Genomic DNA, 19,889 nt, shown 5'->3' on the forward strand with positions numbered 1-19,889 from the left:
GAGGGCGACACAGGCGGGCGTCTTCCGGGCGCTCACCGCGAGCGCCCGACGCGCCCGACTCCATAACTTCCGCATCGGAATAAAAGGCGCCGAGAGGCACCCAGGAGAGGGAGGTGCCGGGGCCCATGACCAGCTGGCTGCCGCTCAGTCCCGCGGAGCGCTCCGTGGCGATCGAGGTCCTCGTGCACGGACCGCTGTCCCGCACCGAACTGGCGCGCCGGCTGCACCTCTCCCAGGGCAGCCTCACCCGGCTGACCAAACCGCTGACCGAGTCCGGCCTGCTCGTGGAGGCCCCCGCAGCCGGCGGTGCGGCGCGCCAGGGGCGTCCCTCGCAGCCGCTCGACGTCCGCGCCGAGGCCAGTTCGTTCCTCGGCTTCAAGATCACCGCCGACACGGTCTACGGCGTCGTCACCACCCTGCGCAGCGAGGTGACCGACCGCCTCGACCGGCCGCTCGCCACGCACGACCCGGGCGCCGTCGCCGACCTGGTCGCCGAGACGGCCGCCGAACTGGCCGCACGCCATCCCGGCGTGGCGGGCATCGGTGTCGGTGTGGGCGGCCGGGTGCGCGAGCGCGCGGTCGTGGCGGAGTCGGCCTTCCTGGGCTGGCGGGACGTGCCGTTCGCCGCGCTGCTGCAGGAGCGCACCGGCCTGCCGGTCGTCGTCGAGAACGACGTGGCCGCCCTGGTCGAGGCGGAGACCTGGTTCGGCGCGGGCCGGGGACTCGACCGGTTCGCCGTCCTGACCATCGGCGCCGGCATCGGCTACGGACTGGTGCTCGGCGGCACGCGGGTGCCCTTCGACGAGGAGGACCGCGGCTTCGGCCGGTACTGGATCCTCGACCCGTCCGGCCCGCTCACCCCCGACGGCGCCCGGGGCAGCGCCGTGTCCTTGCTCACCGTCCCCGGCATCGAGTACCAGATCCGGGCCGCCACCGGCGCCGACGCCCGCTACGAGGACATCCTCGCGGGTGCCGGAGCGGGCGAACCGATGGCCTCCCGGGTGATCGGCGAGGCCGCCCGGGCGCTCGGCACGCTCGTCGCGCAGATCGCCAACTTCGCGATGCCGCAGAAGATCCTGCTGGCCGGTGAAGGGGTCGGACTGATGGATGTGGCGGGGAACACGGTCCGGGAGACCGTCCGCGCCCACCGGCATCCGCTCGCCGCTCCGGTCGACCTGGAGACCAGGGTCTCGGACTTCCACGACTGGGCGCGTGGCGCCGCCGTGTTGGCGATCCAGGTCCTGGTGCTCGGCAGGGCCGGAAAGTGAACTCCCGTCCGTGACGGACTCATTGACGTGATGAGTAACACGGTCCGATATGTCCGTATCCGGTGGGCTTACTCACAGCGCCTTCACCTCCGGCGGCATATGCTTCACAGCATGTCCACCACTGTTGAAGCCGTCACCGAGCGATCGGCCGCGGAGGTCAACGAGGAGATCCGGGCCCTGTGGCTCCGGTCGGGCGGGACACTGACGACCGAGCAGCGCGCCGAGTACCAGCGCCTCGTGTTGGAGTGGGCCGCCGCGGCCCCGCAGTCACGGCCGCACCGCGCGGCCTGATCGATCCGGCGCCTTTCGCGCCGCACCGTCCCGGGCACCCGTGAGCGCACGGGTGCCCTTCTCGTTCTTCCTCCGGGCCCCGCACGGCACATCCGTCCCGAAGCCCGCCCAGACCTCGCACGGCGCCCCGCGAAGGCCCCGCGCCGTGCGCCCGGCCCGCTCCCGCCGCCCGGTCAGCCCCATGTCGCCGAGTAGTACCGCTGGTACGCCTTGCGGTCCTGCTCGGAGCGGATGTACCGGGTCGCGACAAGAGCGATCAGACTGCCCGCCACGACCAGCAGACCCGGACCGACGTTCCGCGTGTCCGTGAGCCGTGCCAGCAGAGTGCTGCCCTCCGACGCACCCGTGACCGGCGCCGAGGAACCCGGCGAGGCCGCGTTGGGCGCCATCCCGCCCTGGGCGGCTGGCGCCGACGGCGCACCCGAGGGCGGTGCGCCCTGGGCGCCGCCCGCGTTCTGGGCCGACACGATCAGCCGTACCCCGAGGGTCGTCATCGCCTTGGTCACCGGCTGGAAGAACGTCGTCCCGCCGGTCTTGCAGTCCCCGTTGCCGCCGGACGTCACGCCCAGTGCGATGCCCTCGGAGAACAGCGGGCCGCCGCTGTCGCCCGGTTCGGCGCACACATCGGTCTCGATGAGGCCGGTGACCGTGCCCTCCGGGTAGTTGACGGTGGCGTTCAGCCCGGTGACCTGGCCGTCGCGCAGCCCACTGGTGCTGCCGCTGCGGAACACCCGCTGTCCCACGGCCGGATCGGCGGCCCCGGTGATCCGCACGCCCTTGCCACCGCCGACCGACACGACGTCGGCACCCGCCCCGGCCTTCCCGGAGGCGTACTGCACGAGGGAGAAGTCGGTGCCCGGGAAGGCGCTGTTCACGGTCTGGCCGAGCTGTTGGTCACCCCGGTTGTCGGCGAACCAGGTGGATCCGGCGGGTCCGCAGTGGCCGGCCGTCAGGATGAAGTCGCTCTGCCCGTTGGTGACGTTGAACCCCGCCGAGCAGCGGCCACCGGTCGACAGGATCGGCAGGGCGCCGTTCAGCCGCGTGGTGAAGGCACCCTTCGTGCGTTCCATGTGCACGAAGCCGCCTATTCCCGCGGCCACGTGCGTCATCCGCGACCAGTCGCCGGCCGACACCGTGCTGTCCGCCCGCACCACGACCCGGTTGGTGCGGTAGTCCACCGCCCAGGCCGTGCCGGCCACACGCGGTGCCGAACGCAGCGTGGCGGTCGCCGACTTGAGCGCGTCCATGCTGTGGGGGACGACCTTCGCCGTGGCCCCTGCCTGCCGGACCGCCTTCGCCGCCGCGTCGTCGGTCACGGCCACGACGGGCCGCCCGTCGGCGCCGATCCAGCTGCCCGCCGTCCGCGCGGTGCCGAGCCGCGCCACGAGTGCGTCACCCGGGTCCCCGGCGCCGGCCGCGGAGCGGAGCGCTCCGGTGGTGGCCGAGGGCGTCTCGCTCGCCATGGCGGCCTGGGTGACCATGGCGCCCCCCAGGAGGAGTCCGCCGACCGCCGCCAGCCGTGTCACTCGCCGGACGACCCGTCGTCGTGCGTGCCGCATGCAGGGCTCCCGAAACCGAACCAGGTGGGGCGATGCCCGTACCGGCACCGCGGGGCACTCGGGTCGTCGAGTGCCCGCTCCTCCATACGGCGCGCGCGGCGGCGGCGTTCACCGGCGGCGGTCAGTTCTTGCGGGCCACCCCGCCGAACATGGCGACCTCCTCCGGCTCGCCCTCCGCGGTGTCCTCCGGGCGCCAGCGCGAGCAGGACACCACACCCGGCTCCAGCAGCTGGAGGCCGTCGAAGAACCGGGTGACGTTCTCGGGTGTGCGCTGGGTCAGCTTCGGGGTGCCGTGCTCGTTCCAGAACTTCACCGCCTCGTCCACGTCCGGCATCGACGGGCTGGTGATGGTGTGCGACAGCACCAGGTGGCTGCCCGCGGGCAGCCGGTCCGTCAACTGCCGTACCAGACCGTACGGGTCCTCCTCGTCGCCGACGAAGATGACCACGCCGAGCAGGATCAGCGCGACCGGCTCGCTGAAGTCCAGCGTCTTCGAGGCGTGTTCGACGATCGCGTCGACGTTGCGCAGGTCCTCGTCGAGGTAGTCGGTACGGCCCTCGGGCGTGCTCGTCAGCAGGGCCCGGGCGTGGGCGAGCACGAGCGGGTCGTTGTCGACGTACACGATCCGGGACTCCGGCGCGACGCGCTGGGCGACCTCGTGCGTGTTGTCGGCGGTGGGCAGCCCGGTGCCGATGTCCAGGAACTGCCGGATGCCCACCTCGGACACCAGGTGCCGCACCGCGCGGCCGAGGAACAGCCGGTCCGCGCGCGCGTACTCGCCTATGCCCGGGTGCAGTTGGCGTATCCGCTCGCCGGCGGCGCGGTCGACCTCGTAGTTGTCCTTGCCGCCGAGCCAGTAGTTCCAGATCCGGGCGGTGTGCGGCTGGCCGGTGTTGATGCGGGCGCGCAGCGATGCGGCCACGTCGTTGGTGGCTGCCGGGTTCTCGGTCACGTGGGTCAGCTCCTGGATGCCGGGGGATGCCTGAGGGGATGCCTGACGAGGTGTCCGGTGCCCCGCCCGGCGGGTCGCCCGACGCGCGCGGTGCACCGTGCAAGACGCAATCTAGACGCCCGAGTTGATCTCCGCCGCACGACCCGGCATTTCGGCGGCGCCGACCCCGTGCCGCGCCACCGGCGGGAACCTGGTCCGCCCGTTGCCCGCCGGCAGGTGGGCGGACCTGGAAACCGCCCCCGTGTCCGCGTTCCCGCCGGCCCCACCGCCCCCCTATCTTGACCCCCATGACCAGCATCCCGCACGTCACACCCGGCGAACCGGACCCGCTGCGCGCCCTCGACCTGGAGCGGCTGCGACGTCGTACGAGCATGAAGTGGCGCACCTACCCCGAGGACGTGCTGCCCCTGTGGGTGGCCGAGATGGACGTCCCGCTCGCCGAACCCGTCGTCCGCGCCGTCACCGACGCGCTCGCCCTCGGCGACACCGGGTACCCCGTCGGCACCGCCTACGCCGAGGCGCTGGCCGCGTTCGCCGCCGACCGCTGGAACTGGTACGACGTCTCCGTGGAGCGCACGTCGATCGTGCCGGACGTCATGCTCGGAGTGGTCGAGATGCTCCGGCTGGTCACCGGTCCCGGCGATCCGGTCGTCCTCAACTCGCCCGTGTATCCGCCGTTCTTCCAGTTCATCACCCACATGGACCGCCGGGTGGTGGAGGATCGGCTCGGGGCCGGTCTGCGCATCGACCTCGCCTCCCTGGAGGAGACCTTCAAGGCGGTGACGGCCGGCGGGGGACGCGCCGCGTACCTGCTGTGCAGCCCGCACAACCCCACCGGCACCGTGCACACCGCCGGTGAACTGGCGGCCGTCGCCGGGCTCGCGGAACGGTACGGCGTCCGGGTCGTCGCGGACGAGATCCACGCCCCGCTCGTCGACCCCGGCGTCGCCTTCGTGCCCTACCTCAGCGTCCCCGGCGCCGAACGCGGCCTGTCTTTGATGTCGGCCAGCAAGGGCTGGAACCTGGCGGGCCTCAAGGCCGCCCTCGCGCTCGCCGGGCCCGGAGCCGCCGACGACCTGCACCGCATGCCGGAGGAGGTCGGCCACGGCCCCAGCCACCTGGGCGTCATCGCGCACACCGCCGCCCTGCGCGACGCCACCGGCTGGCTCGACGCCCTGCTCCCCGGCGTCCGCGCCAACCGGCTCCTGCTCCGCGACCTGCTCGCCGACCACCTGCCCGGCGTCCGCTACGACCCCGGAGAGGCCACCTACCTGGCCTGGCTCGACTGCCGTGCCCTCGGCCTGGGTGACGACCCGGCGCGGACGTTCCTGGACCGGGGCCGGGTGGCCCTCAGCTCCGGCGTCCCCTTCGGCACCGGCGGCGCGGGCCACGCCCGTCTCAACCTCGCGACCTCGCCCGAGATCCTCACCGAGGGAGTACGGCGCATGGCGGCGGCCCTGCGCTGACCGACCGGCCTCCGGCGACGGACCGGGGGCTTCGCGGCCGTCCGGACCCGCACTGCCGGAGACCTACACTGCGTAAATGGACGACACACGGCTGGACCTGCTCGGCTCCGGCAAGTATCTGCTGGTGACCAGCTACCGGAAGAACGGCACCCCCGTCGCCACTCCCGTGTGGGTGGTCCGGGACGGTGACGGCCTCGGCGTGTGGACGGCCGCCGACAGCTTCAAGGTCAAGCGGATCCGGCGCCGCGCCGACGTCCTCGTCGGCCCCTGCGACCTGCGGGGCAACCCCACCGGCGAGCAGGTGCCGGCCACGGCCGCGATCGCCGACGCGGCCACCACCGCCCGCTACCGGGACCTCATCGCCCGCAAGTACGGCATCGTGGGACGGCTGACACTGCTGGGCAGCCGGCTGCGCCGCGGCCTCGACGGCACGGTGGGCATCCGGGTGGCCCTCACGGACTGAGGGCCACCCGGGGGCGGGGCGGGCCGCGTCACCGCCCTCGCGTGCTACGAGGCGTTCTTCACCGACCCGTCGAGCACGAGTCCGCCCGTCTGCGGCTTACCGGTCTCCGGGTCGATCTGCCGGAACCGCACGGACTCCACCGGCTCCGTCACCCGGTCCTCGACCGTGGGCACGGTGATGTCGGCGCTGGTGCTCCCCGGGGGGATGTCCACCCACAGATAGAGGCCGTCCACCTTCGACAGCCGCCGCTCCGGGTCCGGCTTCGCCCCGGCGGTGTCCCGCAGCCAGCGCGCCGAGACGTCCTTGGTGGACAGCTCCGGACCGGTGACCGGCGCGACCGCGAACATCGTGGTCATGTCGACGTCGACCGCCTGGGACAAGGACACCCGCCACTTCAGCGACTTGCCCTCGGCCACCTTGCCCGCGACGGGCGTGACGGTCATGGTGGGCGCCGGATCGTCGTCGTGGACGGTGATCCCGCCCCGGTAGGAGCCGACGACCGCGCCGCGGACCGCCTTCACGAGGACGTCGTGCGACACGTCGGTGCCGTACCGTGTGTTGCCCTTCACCTGGACCGGTACGTCGATGTCGTCGCCGCCCGCCCGCACGGTGACCAGACGGTTCTTCGTCCGGCCGGTCGCGGGGTCGACGACGTACACGCGGACCTGACCGCTGCCCTCGCCCGCGACCCGGACCGGGACGTGGTAGGTGCGCACGCCGGAGTCGCCCTCGTCGACCGTGGTGCGGCCGAGGTCCACCCGGGGCAGCGCGGCGGCCCGCACCGCGGGCGTTCCCGCACGCCAGCCCCAGGCGTCCATCAGCCAGGCGCGTCCGGACGCCGAACGAGGCGTCAGCGACAGTGACTTGACCGACTTCAGGTCGAGACCCGCCCGGGTGGCCGCCGTCAGCGGCACCCGGTACTCACGCGCCCAGTAGGAGGCGGTCCGCTCACTGCCGGGCAGACCGTCCGCCCGGACCCGGCCGAGCGTCGCCTTCTTCCCGGAGGCGTCGGTGAGGGACACGTCCAGCTGGGTGCCCCGCGAGTTCGGCGGTACGAACAGCCGCAGCGCCAGCGACGTGGAGCCCGCCAGCGACAGGGGCTTCCCGGCGCTCACCCGGGTCGCGGTACCGGCGTGCGTCCAGTGCAGCGCGACCGCGTGCCGGCCGGCCTCCCGGTCGGTCTCCCACTGCGCGAAGTGCGGGGAGGAACCCTTGGCGCCCTGGCCGAGGCAGGTCTTCGACGGGCTCGGGTCCACCGCGTCGCACAGCTTGCCGCCGGTCACCGACACCCCGCCGTCCGGCAGGAATCCGGCACCCCGGCGCGCGCCCACGGCGTGGCTGAGGACCCGGGCCGGGTCCGCCGACGGCGCCCGCCTGCCGGAGCCGTCGAGCAGCGGCCGCACCTTTTCGTCGCCGGCCAGGAACAGCCGGGCGGCGGCCGCGATGTACGTCGAACCGGCCTTGTGCTGCTGTCCGGCGGTCAGCCGGGTCGCGGCGCGCTTGCCGCACACCTTGTCGGGGTGCTGCGGGTCGTCGTAGAAGTCGTCCTCGGCGGGCGCCGCGGACTGGCCGGGCGTCCACTCGGAGTTGAAGAAGTTGTGGTTGGCCCCGACGACGTACACGGCACTGTGCAGCGCGGTACCGCTGCTGACCGCGCGGGTGCCGTCGACGTACACCTCGCCCTGGAGGTCGGAGACGTCACCGTCGCAGCCCGGCAGGATCGTCAGGGACGGCACGTCGGGGACCGGGTTCTGCCCGAAGACGGTGGGGCCGATGAGGACGGTGCCGCGGATGTCCCAGTGGGCCGGGCCGGGCTGGGCGTCCTGGTCGGCGGGCGGGGCGTAGAGGCTGTCCAGCGCCGCCCGGTTGACCCCCTCGCCGCCGCGGGAGTGCCCGACGAGGAGCACCCGGGACAGGTCGGTACGGGGCGCGTCGCGGACGATCGCCGGTGCGGTGTCGGGGTGTTCGGCCCAGTCGGCCCAGCGGGCCAGGTGCAGCCGGACCAGCGAGGAACGGGCCTGCGCGCCGCCGTCCTCGGCCAGGTGGTCCTGGCCGTTGATGCCGTTGGCGGAGATCGACACGGTCATGTAGCCCTGGGAGGCCAGGAGTTTCTGGTCCCGCAGATAGCCGCGGTGGCTCGGCACCGGCTTCGTGCCGGCCGGGCAGGGCCACTCCCCGGAGATGTCACGCCCCTTGTAGCACGTGTAGTGCCGGCCGTGCAGGAACAGCGCGAGCGGCCGCTTGCCGGACGCGCCGACGGGCGCGACGACCACCGCGCGCATCTCCACCGGTGCCGGAAAGCCGGGCAGCCGCACCGACTTGAGGTGGTACTCGCCCGTCTTCGTGCGGTACGAACCGGGCTTGCCCGGGTCCACGGAGTTCGCGGGCAGCGGGGCCGGCGGCCGGGCCGCGGCGGCCGTCGAGGTGGTGCCTCGCGCATCCAGCCGGCGCCCTCCCGACCAGACCTGCAGACCCGCCAGTTCCCCGGCCCGGTGCCCGTCGAGCGGCAGCCGGAAGGTGTGCCCGTCCCGGCCCGGCCGCGGCACTCCCAACAGCTGTCCCCGCGAACGGAATTCGACGCGTGCGTCACCCATCGGCACCGGCCGGTCCGAGCGCCACTCCAGCTGCGGTGCCGAGCGCCCGTCGGAGATCCGCCATCCGGGCGGCAGCTGACCGTCGTCCGCCACTGTCGACGCTCTCACCTGCGCGGGTGGTCGGGCTTGCGCCGCTGCCACCCCTGGTGAGGCTCCCGCCACCGCGAGCAGCGCGGCGGCGGTCACCCCTATGTGCCGGGCACGGACCACTGTTCCTCCTCGAACCCCGGACCCGGGCGTCCCGTCGGTTCCGGGAGCCCTCTCGTCCCCGGAGGATGGAACGGCGAGTCCGTGGGTTGCCTGTGGAGGAGAAGTGATGGATCACATCATGCGCAACGACGGCCCGTGACGGCGCAGTTCGGCCACGGTGGGCGGGGCGGTCCGGCGTCCGCCGCGGTCCCGTACGGCCGTCAGGTCCACGCCCGGTACGGCTCGTCCGTCAGCTGGAAGACGGGCTCCCCGCGCACCGGGTCCTTGGCGGTGGACATGCGGACCCGGTCGCCGCTGTGGATGCCGACCGGCGGGCCCATGACCCGGCCCCGGACGACGAACCCCTCGGCCATCTCGATCAGCGACACATTGCGTGCCGCCGGGGTGTTGCGGTGCACCACCGTGGAGTGGCGGACCGTGCCGACACCCTCGCTGCGCTCCGTGCGCAGCTCACTGCCCTGGCACACCGGACACAGCAGCCGGTGGTACATCGCGGTGCCGCACCAGGTGCAGCGCTGGAAGTGGATGGCGTCCCTGGAGTCCGCGGAGACGGGATCGAGAACACCCGCGGCGGAACCGGCCGCCGGATGCGAGGCGCTTGCTGAGTGGTGGTACACGCTGGTCAACTCCCTGCGCTCGGCCGGAATCCCGCAGGCACGGCGCGAGCCGTGCGTACGAGTGCACGGCAGCCGTGCCACCGTGCACGCCGACAGAGTATGGCACTCAGTGTCACTCGTAAAGGCACTGCGTACCCTGATTTTCGCCGGCGGCCCGCGTCAGGCGCGGCCGAGTGCCGCCTCCCACTCCTGCACCACGCGCCAGACCGGGGCGTTGCGGCGGGAGACCAGCACGACCACGTCCTCGGGCCGCTCGTCCCCGCGGTCCGGCAGGGGGCCGACCGGCAGGGCGCGCACGGGGGCGTCCGCCGGGTGGCCGAACGCCCGCTGCACATGCCCGAGTGCGTGGTCCACCAGCGTCCCCGCGTCGCCCTCGCCGTCCGACCGGAGCCAGGAGCGCAGGGCGTTGTTGTGCGCGGCGACCACCGCGGCCGCGATCACGTCGGCCCGCAGCGTCCCGTCGGTCTGCCCGGCGAACCGGGCGCGCAGATACTCGGCGAGTGCGCGCTCGTACCGCCACACCACCGACAGCTCGTAGGCGCGCAGTCCCGGGACCTGCCTGGTGAGGCGGTAGCGCTGCACGGAGAAGGTCGGGTTCTCCGCGTACATCCGCAGCACCATCCGGGCCGCGTCGCACACCCGCGCCACCGGGTCGTGCTCCTCGTCGTCGGCCTCCGCGAGGAACGCGGTCATGTCCGCCAGACAGCGCTCGTGGTCGGGGAAGACCACGTCCTCCTTCGAGGGGAAGTAGCGGAAGAACGACCGCCTGCCGACCCCGGCGAGGGACACGATGTCGTCCACGGTGGTCTGCTCGTAGCCGCGTTCCAGGAAGAGCTGGAAGGCCGCCGCGACGAGGGCGTCCCGCATGGGCGGCTTCGCGGTCGGCGCCGCGCTGCTGGAGCTCATGACCGGGAACGTAGCACCCGCACGGCATTCGTGACACTCAGTGCAGTGGAACGGGCAGAAAGGGGGAACCGAGTGCTTTCCGGGAGACCCGGGCAGACCTGTCCAGCCGCGTCCTGGTCCTGGGCGCCGACCCCCTCCGGGGGCGGTCGAGGCAGCCCGTACCCTGCGACGTAACCTTTCTCCACCCATGCCGCCCGCGCTCGCTGGAGGAGATCCGCATGTCCGCCGCCCGCCCTCGCCTGCTCTACGTCACGGACCTGGCGTACCAGGCCCGCGGGCGCCGCTACTGCGACGAGGACATCCACCTCGCCGCCCGGCTGCGTGAGCGCTTCGACCTCGCCCTGTGCCATCCCCGGGACGCCGCCGCCCTGATGGACGGCTTCGACGCCGTGGTGGTCCGCAACAGCGGGCCGGTCCTCGGGTACCGGAGCGAGTACGAGGCCTTCCGCGCGCGGGCGCTCGCCACCGGCGCCCTCGTGTACAACCCGCTCACCGGCAAGGCGGACATGGCCGGCAAGCAGTACCTGCTCGATCTGAGCGCCGCCGGGTTCCCCGTCATCCCCACCGTCGGCCGCGCCGAGGACCTGCACCTGCTGCCCGCCGCCGAGGCCTACGTGGTGAAGCCCCGCCTCGGCGCGGACTCCCTGGGCATGCGGATCGTCCCCGCCGGTCAGGTCGCCCTCCTCGCGACCGGTGACGTCCTGATCCAGCCCTGCGTCGACTTCGCCTACGAGGTCTCCTTCTACTTCGTCGACGACGACTTCCAGTACGCCCTGTACGCCCCCGACCCCGAGCGCCGCTGGGAGCTGGAGCCGTACGCCGCGACCGCCGCCGACCTGGAGTTCGCCCGGCGTTTCGTCGACTGGAACGACCTCGGGTCCGGCATCCAGCGGGTCGACGCCTGCCGCGCGCCCGACGGGGGACTGCTCCTGGTCGAGCTGGAGGACCTGAACCCCTACCTCTCCCTGGAGGCGCTGCCGCAGGAGGCCAGGGAAGCCTTCGTCACGGCGTTCACGGCATCCCTGAGCCGGTTCGTGCAGGGAGCCCTCAGCCCGGCCTGACGGCAGGCGTACGCCGCGTCCACCGGATCGGTACCGCGAGGCGTGGGGGTGGCCCTGAACGGGGCGGCGGCACGGGCCGTATCTCAGCACGGGGACCCCCAACTCCCGTTCGCACGGGACGGAAGGAGAGCCAGGTGCCGACATCGCCCGACCCCGAACCGCCGCGCCCAGGACCGGTACTGGAACCCGTCCGGGTCGTGCGGCTCCGCCGCTTCGACGCCCTCGCCGAGCTGATGCGCGAGATGTATCCGGACCCGGCCGCCCACGAGCCGGGCCCCGCGCCCCCGGGTCGCCCCTCCGCTTCCTCCCGCACGCCGGAGACCGCCGAGGAGGAGACCCGGGAACTGCCGCCCTTACCCGGCACCCGCCCCCCGGCCGCTTCCGCGCCCCGCCGCGCCGGCCGCGGCACCCGCCGTACCGCCGTGGCCCTCGCCGTGGCGGCGGCCGCACTCGCGGGGTTCGGCTCCGCCCTCCTGCTGACCGGCCGCCAAGAGGCCGCCGCGACCGCACGGCCCTCCCCGCACCGGCCGACCCCACCGTCCGCCACCGCGTCGCCCGTCACCACGCCGCCCGTCACCACGCCGCCCCCCACCGGGCCGGCCGCCGCCGGCGACCCGGACGGCCCCGGCACACTCCGCGGCGGCGACACCGGCCCCGAGGTCACCGACCTGCAAGAACGCCTTCTGCACGTCCCGGACGTCTACCGCGGCGGCTCCACCAGCGGCGTCTACGACACCACCCTCACCGAGGCCGTGGCCCGCTTCCAGCTCTGGTACGGCATCAGCGGCGACGAGACCGGTGTCTACGGCGACGACACGCGCCGCGTACTGGAATCGCGCACCGACCCCGGCGACGATGGGTGAAAGGCCGCGCCGGGAACAGCGGGTGACCGGGGCGGGCGGCACCCGGGCGGCACCCGCGCGACCGACGGGAGCGGAGCGGCATGACGGACAGGCACGGCAGCACGGAACCCGGCGGTTCCGCGCTCGACGGATTCCTCGCGCGGCTGAACCCGGACATGTGTGTGGTCACGGCCGCCGCCGACGGTGAGCGGGCCGGGTGTCTCGTCGGCTTCGCCTCGCAGTGCTCCATCGACCCGCCGCGGTTCGCCGTGTGGCTCTCCAAGGTCAACCACACCTACCACGTGGCCCGGGCCGCCCAGCACCTCGCGGTGCATCTGCTCACCCGTGATCAGCGCGACCTCGCCGAACTCCTCGGTGGCGAGACGGGCGACGAGATCGACAAGTTCGCGCAGTTGGACTGGTGGGAGGGGCCCGGCGGCGCCGCCGTCCTCACGGACGCGGCGGCCTGGTTCGTCGGCACGATCCTCCACCGCACGGACGGCGGAGACCACGTCGGTTTCGTCCTGGACCCGGTGCGCTGGGGCGGGGGCCGGGAGGGTCCGCTCCTGAAGCTCTCCCACGTCTCCGGCATCGACGCCGGTCACCCGGTGGACTGAAAAGGCCTCGAACACCGGGGAGTACTCCGGAGGATCGCCTGGACGGCCTGGTGGCGGCCCCGCACAATGGGCAGCCCGCGGCCACCGGTCGCGTGCTCAGCCGCACCATGAACCGAAGGCGTCGCCGATGACCGGCTCCCGCATCCCGGGTCTCCTCGTGCCCGCCGTGTTCCTGCTGGCCCTGGTCGCCGGCGTCTGCTGGTACTGGCGGCACCGTGACGACGACTGACCCGGCCCCCGCGCTTCCTGCGCGCTAGTCCTGCGCGCCCGGGACGTCGTCCTCCCGCGGCATCCGGATGTCGACCACGCACACGTCGTCCCGCCGTCCCTCGGCGAGCATCGTGGTGAGCAGCGCGTCCAGCGAACCGGACTCGCCGCGGCCGTGGGCGCGTACCGCCTCGGCCAGCCGGTCGAAGCCCGCGTCCAGACCCTCACCGGTCCGCTCGACCAGGCCGTCGGTGTACAGCAGCAGCCGGTCGCCGGGTTCGAGACGGAGTTCCGCGGATTCGTAGTCCGGGCTTCCGCTCGCGCCGAGCAGCATCCCGCCGGGGCGGGTGAGGTAGCGCACCTCGCCGCCGCGCACCAGCAGCGGCGGGGGGTGCCCGGCCTGCGCCCAGGCCAGCACCTGCTCCTCGCGGTGGTAGCGGGCCAGGACCATGGTGGCCGTGGTCCGGCTGTCCCGGGAGTGCAGCAGCAGCTGGTTGAGCCGCGCCAGCGCCCCCGTGAGCGAGGAACCGGTGCTGACCATGCCCTTCGCGGTGAACCGCAGCTGGGCCATCGTGGCGACGGCGTCTATGCCGTGTCCGGCCACGTCACCGACGACGAACAGCGCGTCGCAGTCGGGCAGTTCGATGGCGCTGAACCAGTCGCCGCCGACATGGATGCCCGCCTGCGCGGGTACGTACGCGACCTCCACGCGCAGGCCCGCCAGCCGCACCGGTTTGCTGGGCAGCGGCAGCAGGGCGTGCTGCATCTTCGCGGCCAGGGCCCGCTCGGCCTGTAGCACGCCGCGTTGCAGCAGCATCGCGCGCTCGCTCTCCACCAGCGCGAGTTCCGCGCTGCGCTGCGCGGTCAGGTCCTGGACGAAGCCGTGCACCTCGACCGGGGTGCCGTCCGGCTCCGTGACGGCCTCCGCGACCATCCGCAGGTGCCGTACGCCCTCGGGGGTCTCCATGCGGAACGGCACGTCGAACTGCTTGGCGTGGCGGACGAGCCGGTCGACGGCGTGGGCCAGCAGCCCGGCGTCCTCCGGCAGTGCCAGCTCCGGCAGCCGCTCCAGGCGCAGCGGCTCCCGCGCGGGCCCCAGGCCGAGCACCTTGTACGCCTGTGCCGACCAAATGATCTCCTCGGTGACCAGGTTCCAGTTCGCCCAGCCGAGATTGCCGAGCCGCTGCACGTCCAGGAGACGCTGTTCCTGCCGGTCCCCGGGGTCGTGCCGCAGCCAGGTCACCAGCAGCCCGTCGCCCAGCCGGGCCGCGCGCACCGAGTAGGTGGCGGTCACGGGCACCCCGTCGGACTCGTCCTGGTAGGCGAAGGGTTCGCCCTCGAAGGGCACCCCGGTCTCGAGGGCCTGGAGATAGCCGTGCCACAGGGGCTCGCCCGCGACGGAGGGGTAGCTCTCCAGGATGTGCTTGCCGACCATGTCCCGGCCCGTGCGGCCGAACACGTCGACGGCTTCCGCCGTCGCCGCTTCGATGCGGTAGTCCTCGACCTTGCCGGAGGCGGCGCGCAGCGGAGCGAGCAGGATGGCGGCGCCCGGAAGCGCGTCGAGGACCTCCTGGACGGTGTGGGCGATGCCGTTCTCCTCGGCGTGTTCCTGCGAGGCGTCGAAGGCCCGCAGCCGGCCCGCGCACAGCCGGGCGACGGCCCGCAGCAGCTCCCGCTCGCGGGACTCGAACGGCCCGGGGCACCGGCGCAGCACGCCCAGCGCGACACTCGCGGTGTCCCCGGCCGGCACCGGCAGCCAGGCCCGGGTGGGCCACCGCTCCGGCGGGTCCCCGATCAGCAGATAGCGGGTGCGGTCCGTGGGGAAGTCCTCCAGCCAGCACGGCTCGCCCGACTGCAGGGCTTCGAACGCGGTGATCCCGGTCAGCGGGGGCACGTGCCGCCACTGGGCGGCGAGGGTGCCGTCGATGCCCGCGTGCCCGATCAGTTCGAGTCCGCCCTCGGGCAGCCGCGCGTAGAGCAGTACGGCGTCGGCGCGCACCTCGGACGCCAGCTCGTCCAGCAGGCAGTCGGCCAGCTCGCGCGGCGAGCCCACGCGGATCAGCTCCCGGCCGATGTGTCCCAGGAGGTCGGCCATGTCCGCGGTGCCCGCGGGCGCCATCTCCCAGGTGCCGGCGGCGCGGGGCGGTCCCGTGGGCGAGACCGGTGCCGCGCCGGGGTCAGGTTCCTCGGCGGGCAGCAGCTCACCCAGGGTGAGCCAGCACTGTTCGAGGAGGGTGCGGTTGCCGTCCTTGGCCCGTTGCAGCAGTTCCTCGTGGGCGGCGCTCGGACCGCATCCGATGACGGCCATCAGGACACCCTTGGCGCGTTCCAGGACGGCTGCGGTCGCGGCGAGGTCGCGCAGCCGTTGCATCTCGGCGCGCTGCCGGGTCACGACCTTGGCCAGCGCCGTCAGATCGGCGCCGGTGCCGGGGTCCACCGGGGGCACGGGCTCGCTCGTCACGCGTTGAGCATCGCACATCCGGACGCGCTGGATCACTCGTCTGCCGACTCGTCCTCGCGTGAACTTTCCCCGCACCCGGACCGGGCCGCACGGAGGGGGGACACACCACCGGCCGGAGCAGGTGGGGGCGGGTGCGAGCGGTCCGCACCGGGACGCGGCGGATCAAGCGGAACGGGTGGGTGCGGGCCGGTTCCGGGGGCCCGGGGCCGAGTGGGCGGCGTCCGGCGGGCCGGAGCCTCGGGGACGCCCGGTGCGGTGGGGCCGGGCCGGGGCCGCGGGCGGGGACTGCCGTCCGGCTGCCTTCGTCGGGCGGGGCGGGGGCACCCCGAGATGGCGTACGCGGCCGGCTCGGGTGCGACCGTTCGTGAAGGGCGTACGGCGGGGAGGCGGGCCCGTCGGGGGAACACGTCCGACCTGTCCGGGCGGCGGCGTCGGGAGCCGTCCGCCGACGGGGCCGGAGTCGGTGGCGGGCAGCCGGGCCGGTGGCGGCGGTCAGCCGGTCGGGTCAGCGGGTCAGGCCGCGGGCGCCCAGGGCGTCGGCGACCGCGCGGACGCTGCGGGCGATGTGCTGGAGCTGCATGACCTCGGCCGCGTACATCTTGATCGTGTGCTCGATGACCGACTCCGGCAGCCCGAGCACCGGCAGTTCGGCACGGGCGGTCTGCAGTGCGGTGCGGGCCACCCGGATCTCCTGCTGGACCTGGATCTGCGCGTGCCGGGCGAGCAGCACGGGGTGCCGGATGAGCGCCGGATAGCTCGCGTAGCGCGCGGGGATCAGCTCGCGCAGCCACTTGGCGGCCGAGCGCTCCCAGTCGTAGCTGCCCGGCGTCTTGACCTGGCAGGGCCAGTCGGGGCTGATGCGCGTGCTGGTCAGGGGCATGGTCTTCGCTTCCGGTGTGCGGCGTCGTGAGGGTGTCCGACGGGTTCGGGGCGGCCCCGGCCTAGGGGATGGCCGGGGCCGCCACGGGCGCATCGCGCAGACGATGCGCCCCGGTACACCCCTCGCGCCGACGTGGGTAGGGAACGGCGGCTGGGGGTGTCCGTATGAGTGCCCCGGGCGTCGGGAGCCGGTGCGGCGTGCGGGGCTGCAGGCGCATGGGCGGTCCGTCGGCTTTCTCGGGGCGTTGTGCGAGCGGTGGGTCCGCAGGTGGGACCGTGCCAGGAGTGGGCCGGGCGCGATCCGTGAGCAGTATTTATATATGCCGACCGCTTTGCAAGACGTATGAAAACATTCATGCGCGATATGGGGTGAATGATCCCCGTCTTCGACCGCGAAGCCGCAAGATCTTCACGAGTTACCGGTGCGTACAAGAGGATCGACCGGGCAGGTCCAGACCTGGAGGAAGGTCGAAACCCGGCCGGATCAGCCCGGGATCAGTCCTTCAGGAAGAACTGGTGCTGGTCGGAGAGCTGCTCGTACTTCTCCAGACGGCCCTGGGTGCGCTCCGGATCGGCGTCGGTCATGGCCTGCAGCAGCGCCGCGGCCAGTACGCCCGGCGCGGCGTAGGAGTCGAAGACGAGCCGGGAGCCGGTGCCCGTGGCGAACGCGATGTCGGCCTCGTCCGCCAGCGGCCCGAGCGCCAGGTCGGTCACCAGGGCGACCTTCAGACCGGCACCGCGTGCCACCCGGACCGCGTGCAGCGTCTCCTGGGAGTGCCGGGGCATGGCGAACGCCAGCACCCAGGTGCCGCCGGCCTCACGGGCCTGGAGCAGCGCGTCGTAGGCCACGCTGCCGCCCCGGGTCACCACCCGCACATCGGGGTGGATCCGGCGGGCCGCGTAGCCGAAGTACTCGGCGAGCGACTCCGAGATGCGCAGGCCCAGCACGGTCAGCGGGGTGGACCGGGACAGTTCGCGGCCGACGTGGATGACCCGGTCGGGGTCGGCGAAGTCGCGCCGCAGGTTCTCCAGGTTCGCGATCTCGGCGTCGACCGCCGCCTGCAGCTCGTTGGCCCGGTCCTCGTCGTCCGGACCGCCGGCCAGCGTGCGCAGCGCGATCGACTGGAGCGTCTCCCGCAGGGCCGGGTAGCCGCTGAAGCCGACGGCGGCGGCGAAGCGGGTGACGGACGGCTGGCTCACGCCGACCCGGTCCGCGAGCTCGGTGATCGACAGGAAGGCGGCCTCGGTGATGTGCTCGATGAGGTACTGGGCGATGCGCCGCTGCCCAGGCGACAGACGCGGGCCGTCGAACAGCTCCCTGAGCCGGGACGTCGGGGCGGCGGACTCCGCCTCCGGGACGGTCCTGCCCGACGTGATCGCTGACGCCTGTGCGCGTGCCTGCTGCGGCGAGGGCACCGGTCGGTCTCCTTTGTCTGCCACGAGCACTCAACATAGCTCACCGACCGTCGTGACCAGGGGTTGAAGGTGCCGGGCTCACCGCCGGTACAGGGTGATCGAATGGCCCACCTCGTCGACCGGCCTACTGCTGTCGATCAGTTCGGCGAGCCGGCCGCGTGCCTTGGCCGCCGCCGAGTCCGACACCACCAGCAGCCCGTGCACCCGCTCCCCGGGCACCTTGCGCGGGTCGTCGGCGTGGATGCCGTAGTAGGAGGGCACACCGCTGCCCTTGTACACCAGCCAGACCCGCTCGCCCGGGTACCGCTGCCGCAGCCGGTCCGCGAGCCTGCCCAGATCCTGCCCCCAGTCCACGTTGGAGTCGTGCAGCAGACGATGGGTGCGCCCGGGTCCGCCGAACGCCTCGTTGGCGTACGGCAGGTAGTACGGGAACGTCCGCAGGGAGCTCACCGCCGCGAACAGCACCAGGGCGCCGGCCGCGAGCGCGGGCCACCGCCGTCGCGACCGCGGCACGCAGGCCGCGGCCACCGCGAGGAACATCGGCACGAACAGCGCGTAGCGGGTGCCGAAGTCCCGCGCGCCCGTCATCGCCACCGCCAGCAGCACCAGCGGGGGCAGCAGCAGGTACGGCGCCGCGGGCCGCAGCCGCCGCAGCGCCACCGCCGTGACCGCGCCGGCCGCCCCCAGCGCCTGGAGCCCGAGCGGCGTCTTCACCAGCAGGGCGGCCGGCAGGTAGTACCAGAGCGAGCCGGTGTACAGGTGCCCGAACAGATAGCCCTGCCACGGGTACTTCTCCAGGCCGAACTGCACCCGCATGCCCGCCCGGTACGCGGGAGGCACGGGCAGCAGGTCCACCACGTGCCCGCGCAGCCCGTGCAGCGCCGGTACCGCTTCGGCGGGCGCGAACCGCAGACGGGGGTCGACGGCCAGGTAGGAGACCCAGACGACGGCGAGCGCGGCCAGTCCCACCAGGGCCGCCCCGACGAGCGCGGGCACCACCGCCCGCCTAGGGTCTCCGGCGCCCCCGGGTCCCGGCAGCAGCGCCCGCCACCGGCCGAGGATCCGTGGCACCGCCGCCCGCCGGCGTTCCGCGCCCTCGTCCCCGGGCCCCGGCGGTGACGCCTCCCGCCGCCCCGCGGCCAGGACCGACACCGCCGCCAGCGCCATCAGCACCGGTACCGCCGGCAGCGCGCTCATCTTGGTCGCCACGGCCGCCCCCAGCGCGGCCCCCGCGAGCGGCAGGTACACCAGCGGCCGCTGCCGGGCCCGCCACGACAGCCAGGCCGACGTCAGCACGAACCCCGCCGCCGGCACGTCCAGCGTGGCCAGGGAGCCGTGCGCGATCACGTCGGGGGAGAAGGCGTACAGGGCGAGCGCCATCAGCCCGCCCGCCGTCCCCGTCAGCTCACGTGCGAACGCGAGGACCACCAGCCCGAACAGCAGGGTCAGCGCGATCACCGGCAGCCGCGCCCAGAGCATCAGCCGCCAGGGATCGTTGCCCGACTCGTACAGCAGGTGCCGCCCGACGTCGCCCTGGGTGCCGGTGTACGACGGGTCGTAGACCGGGTCGGCCACCGCCACGCCGGCCGCGATCAGCAGCTTGCCGAGCGGCGGGTGCTCGGGGTTGTAGCGCAGGCGGTGCTCACGGAGGTAGTCGGTGGCCGTCGCCACGTACACCGGTTCGTCGATCGTGGGCGTCTGCCGCACGGCGGTGGTCACCATCGCGGCGGCCATCTGGGCCAGCAGCAGCGCCACCAGCAGCGGCGGGAGCCACCGCCGGTGGCGGCGCGGCCGGGCTGACGGGTCCCCCGGTGCCGGCCGTGCGGGCCCCGCCACGGCGGTCCCACGGGTGAGGACCGCGTGCTCTTCGTGTGCCATGATCCGCCCCGCGGTGGCACCGGCCGTGCGCCGGCGGGAGCGCTCGACGGCCGGTACACGGCCCCACCGTCGCATCGCTTCCGGCGTCGCGGCCGTCTCCGCCGCACGCGTCGTACCCGGCAGACCCTCTGCCGTGCCCACGGATACGGCCCGCGGCCGGTAGCGGTTCACCTGCCGGCGAGGACACCGCGGCGGACGGGCG

At 73.6% G+C, this 19,889-nt stretch carries 16 protein-coding genes; 7 read left to right on the plus strand and 9 right to left on the minus strand.

The annotated features are described in order from the left end of the window. Window positions 1-125 precede the first annotated feature (125 nt). Entirely contained in the window at window positions 126-1,268 is a 1,143-nt protein-coding gene (locus ACF08B_RS03610) for an ROK family protein (protein WP_392315856.1), read from the plus strand. A gap of 99 nt (window positions 1,269-1,367) precedes the next feature. After that, window positions 1,368-1,559 (plus strand): hypothetical protein, encoded by a 192-nt coding sequence (locus ACF08B_RS03615; protein WP_392315857.1) that lies wholly within the window; start codon window positions 1,368-1,370, stop codon window positions 1,557-1,559. A 173-nt stretch (window positions 1,560-1,732) separates the two neighbouring features. Here the strand turns inward: ACF08B_RS03615 and ACF08B_RS03620 are convergent, their stop codons facing one another. Beyond that, complete coding sequence (locus ACF08B_RS03620; protein WP_392315858.1) at window positions 1,733-3,118, minus strand: S1 family peptidase; 1,386 nt, start codon at window positions 3,116-3,118, stop codon at window positions 1,733-1,735. A 121-nt stretch (window positions 3,119-3,239) separates the two neighbouring features. Beyond that, entirely contained in the window at window positions 3,240-4,070 is an 831-nt protein-coding gene (locus tag ACF08B_RS03625; protein WP_392315859.1) for an SAM-dependent methyltransferase, read from the minus strand. A gap of 287 nt (window positions 4,071-4,357) precedes the next feature. Here ACF08B_RS03625 and ACF08B_RS03630 point away from each other — a divergent pair, with 287 nt between their 5' ends. Continuing rightward, the gene (locus tag ACF08B_RS03630; protein WP_392315860.1) at window positions 4,358-5,536 is read left to right on the plus strand and encodes a MalY/PatB family protein; all 1,179 of its coding nucleotides are present in this window, start codon (window positions 4,358-4,360) and stop codon (window positions 5,534-5,536) included. Between the two features lie 76 nt (window positions 5,537-5,612). Beyond that, on the plus strand, window positions 5,613-5,999 hold the full coding sequence (locus ACF08B_RS03635; protein ID WP_392315861.1) for a PPOX class F420-dependent oxidoreductase: 387 nt from the start codon (window positions 5,613-5,615) through the stop codon (window positions 5,997-5,999). Between the two features lie 44 nt (window positions 6,000-6,043). On the opposite strand, the gene ACF08B_RS03640 is transcribed toward ACF08B_RS03635, so the two are convergent. The 3 genes from ACF08B_RS03640 to ACF08B_RS03650 form a co-directional block, all read right to left on the minus strand. Beyond that, window positions 6,044-8,803: a hypothetical protein gene (locus tag ACF08B_RS03640; RefSeq protein ID WP_392315862.1), complete on the minus strand. Its 2,760-nt coding sequence runs from the start codon at window positions 8,801-8,803 to the stop codon at window positions 6,044-6,046. Between the two features lie 200 nt (window positions 8,804-9,003). Further along, window positions 9,004-9,420 carry a Zn-ribbon domain-containing OB-fold protein gene (locus tag ACF08B_RS03645; protein WP_093472500.1) on the minus strand — a complete coding sequence of 139 codons (417 nt, stop codon included), beginning with the start codon at window positions 9,418-9,420 and terminating at the stop codon, window positions 9,004-9,006. 159 nt (window positions 9,421-9,579) lie between these two features. Next, window positions 9,580-10,326, minus strand: coding sequence for a TetR family transcriptional regulator (locus ACF08B_RS03650; protein WP_392315863.1), 747 nt, complete (start codon window positions 10,324-10,326; stop codon window positions 9,580-9,582). A gap of 218 nt (window positions 10,327-10,544) precedes the next feature. Here ACF08B_RS03650 and ACF08B_RS03655 point away from each other — a divergent pair, with 218 nt between their 5' ends. The 3 genes from ACF08B_RS03655 to ACF08B_RS03665 all read left to right on the plus strand — a co-directional run bounded on the left by ACF08B_RS03655 (window position 10,545) and on the right by ACF08B_RS03665 (window position 12,846). Continuing rightward, entirely contained in the window at window positions 10,545-11,387 is an 843-nt protein-coding gene (locus ACF08B_RS03655) for a hypothetical protein (RefSeq protein ID WP_392315864.1), read from the plus strand. Between the two features lie 134 nt (window positions 11,388-11,521). Then, complete coding sequence (locus ACF08B_RS03660) at window positions 11,522-12,250, plus strand: peptidoglycan-binding protein (protein WP_392315865.1); 729 nt, start codon at window positions 11,522-11,524, stop codon at window positions 12,248-12,250. Between the two features lie 80 nt (window positions 12,251-12,330). Further along, window positions 12,331-12,846 (plus strand): flavin reductase family protein, encoded by a 516-nt coding sequence (locus ACF08B_RS03665; RefSeq protein WP_392315866.1) that lies wholly within the window; start codon window positions 12,331-12,333, stop codon window positions 12,844-12,846. A 253-nt stretch (window positions 12,847-13,099) separates the two neighbouring features. Here ACF08B_RS03665 and ACF08B_RS03670 read toward each other — a convergent pair whose 3' ends face one another. The 4 genes from ACF08B_RS03670 to ACF08B_RS03685 all read right to left on the minus strand — a co-directional run bounded on the left by ACF08B_RS03670 (window position 13,100) and on the right by ACF08B_RS03685 (window position 19,687). After that, complete coding sequence (locus tag ACF08B_RS03670; protein WP_392315867.1) at window positions 13,100-15,532, minus strand: SpoIIE family protein phosphatase; 2,433 nt, start codon at window positions 15,530-15,532, stop codon at window positions 13,100-13,102. 487 nt (window positions 15,533-16,019) lie between these two features. Beyond that, complete coding sequence (locus ACF08B_RS03675) at window positions 16,020-16,394, minus strand: hypothetical protein (RefSeq protein WP_073890863.1); 375 nt, start codon at window positions 16,392-16,394, stop codon at window positions 16,020-16,022. Between the two features lie 494 nt (window positions 16,395-16,888). Further along, a complete protein-coding gene (locus tag ACF08B_RS03680; RefSeq protein WP_073890862.1) occupies window positions 16,889-17,809 on the minus strand; it encodes a MurR/RpiR family transcriptional regulator in 921 nt (306 codons plus the stop codon). 78 nt (window positions 17,810-17,887) lie between these two features. Then, window positions 17,888-19,687, minus strand: a complete 1,800-nt coding sequence (locus tag ACF08B_RS03685; RefSeq protein WP_392315868.1) for an ArnT family glycosyltransferase — start codon at window positions 19,685-19,687, stop codon at window positions 17,888-17,890. Between the last annotated feature and the right edge of the window lie 202 nt (window positions 19,688-19,889).

Source organism: Streptomyces sp. NPDC015139 (assembly GCF_043079785.1).
Classification (GTDB): Bacteria; Actinomycetota; Actinomycetes; order Streptomycetales; family Streptomycetaceae; genus Streptomyces; species Streptomyces albidocamelliae.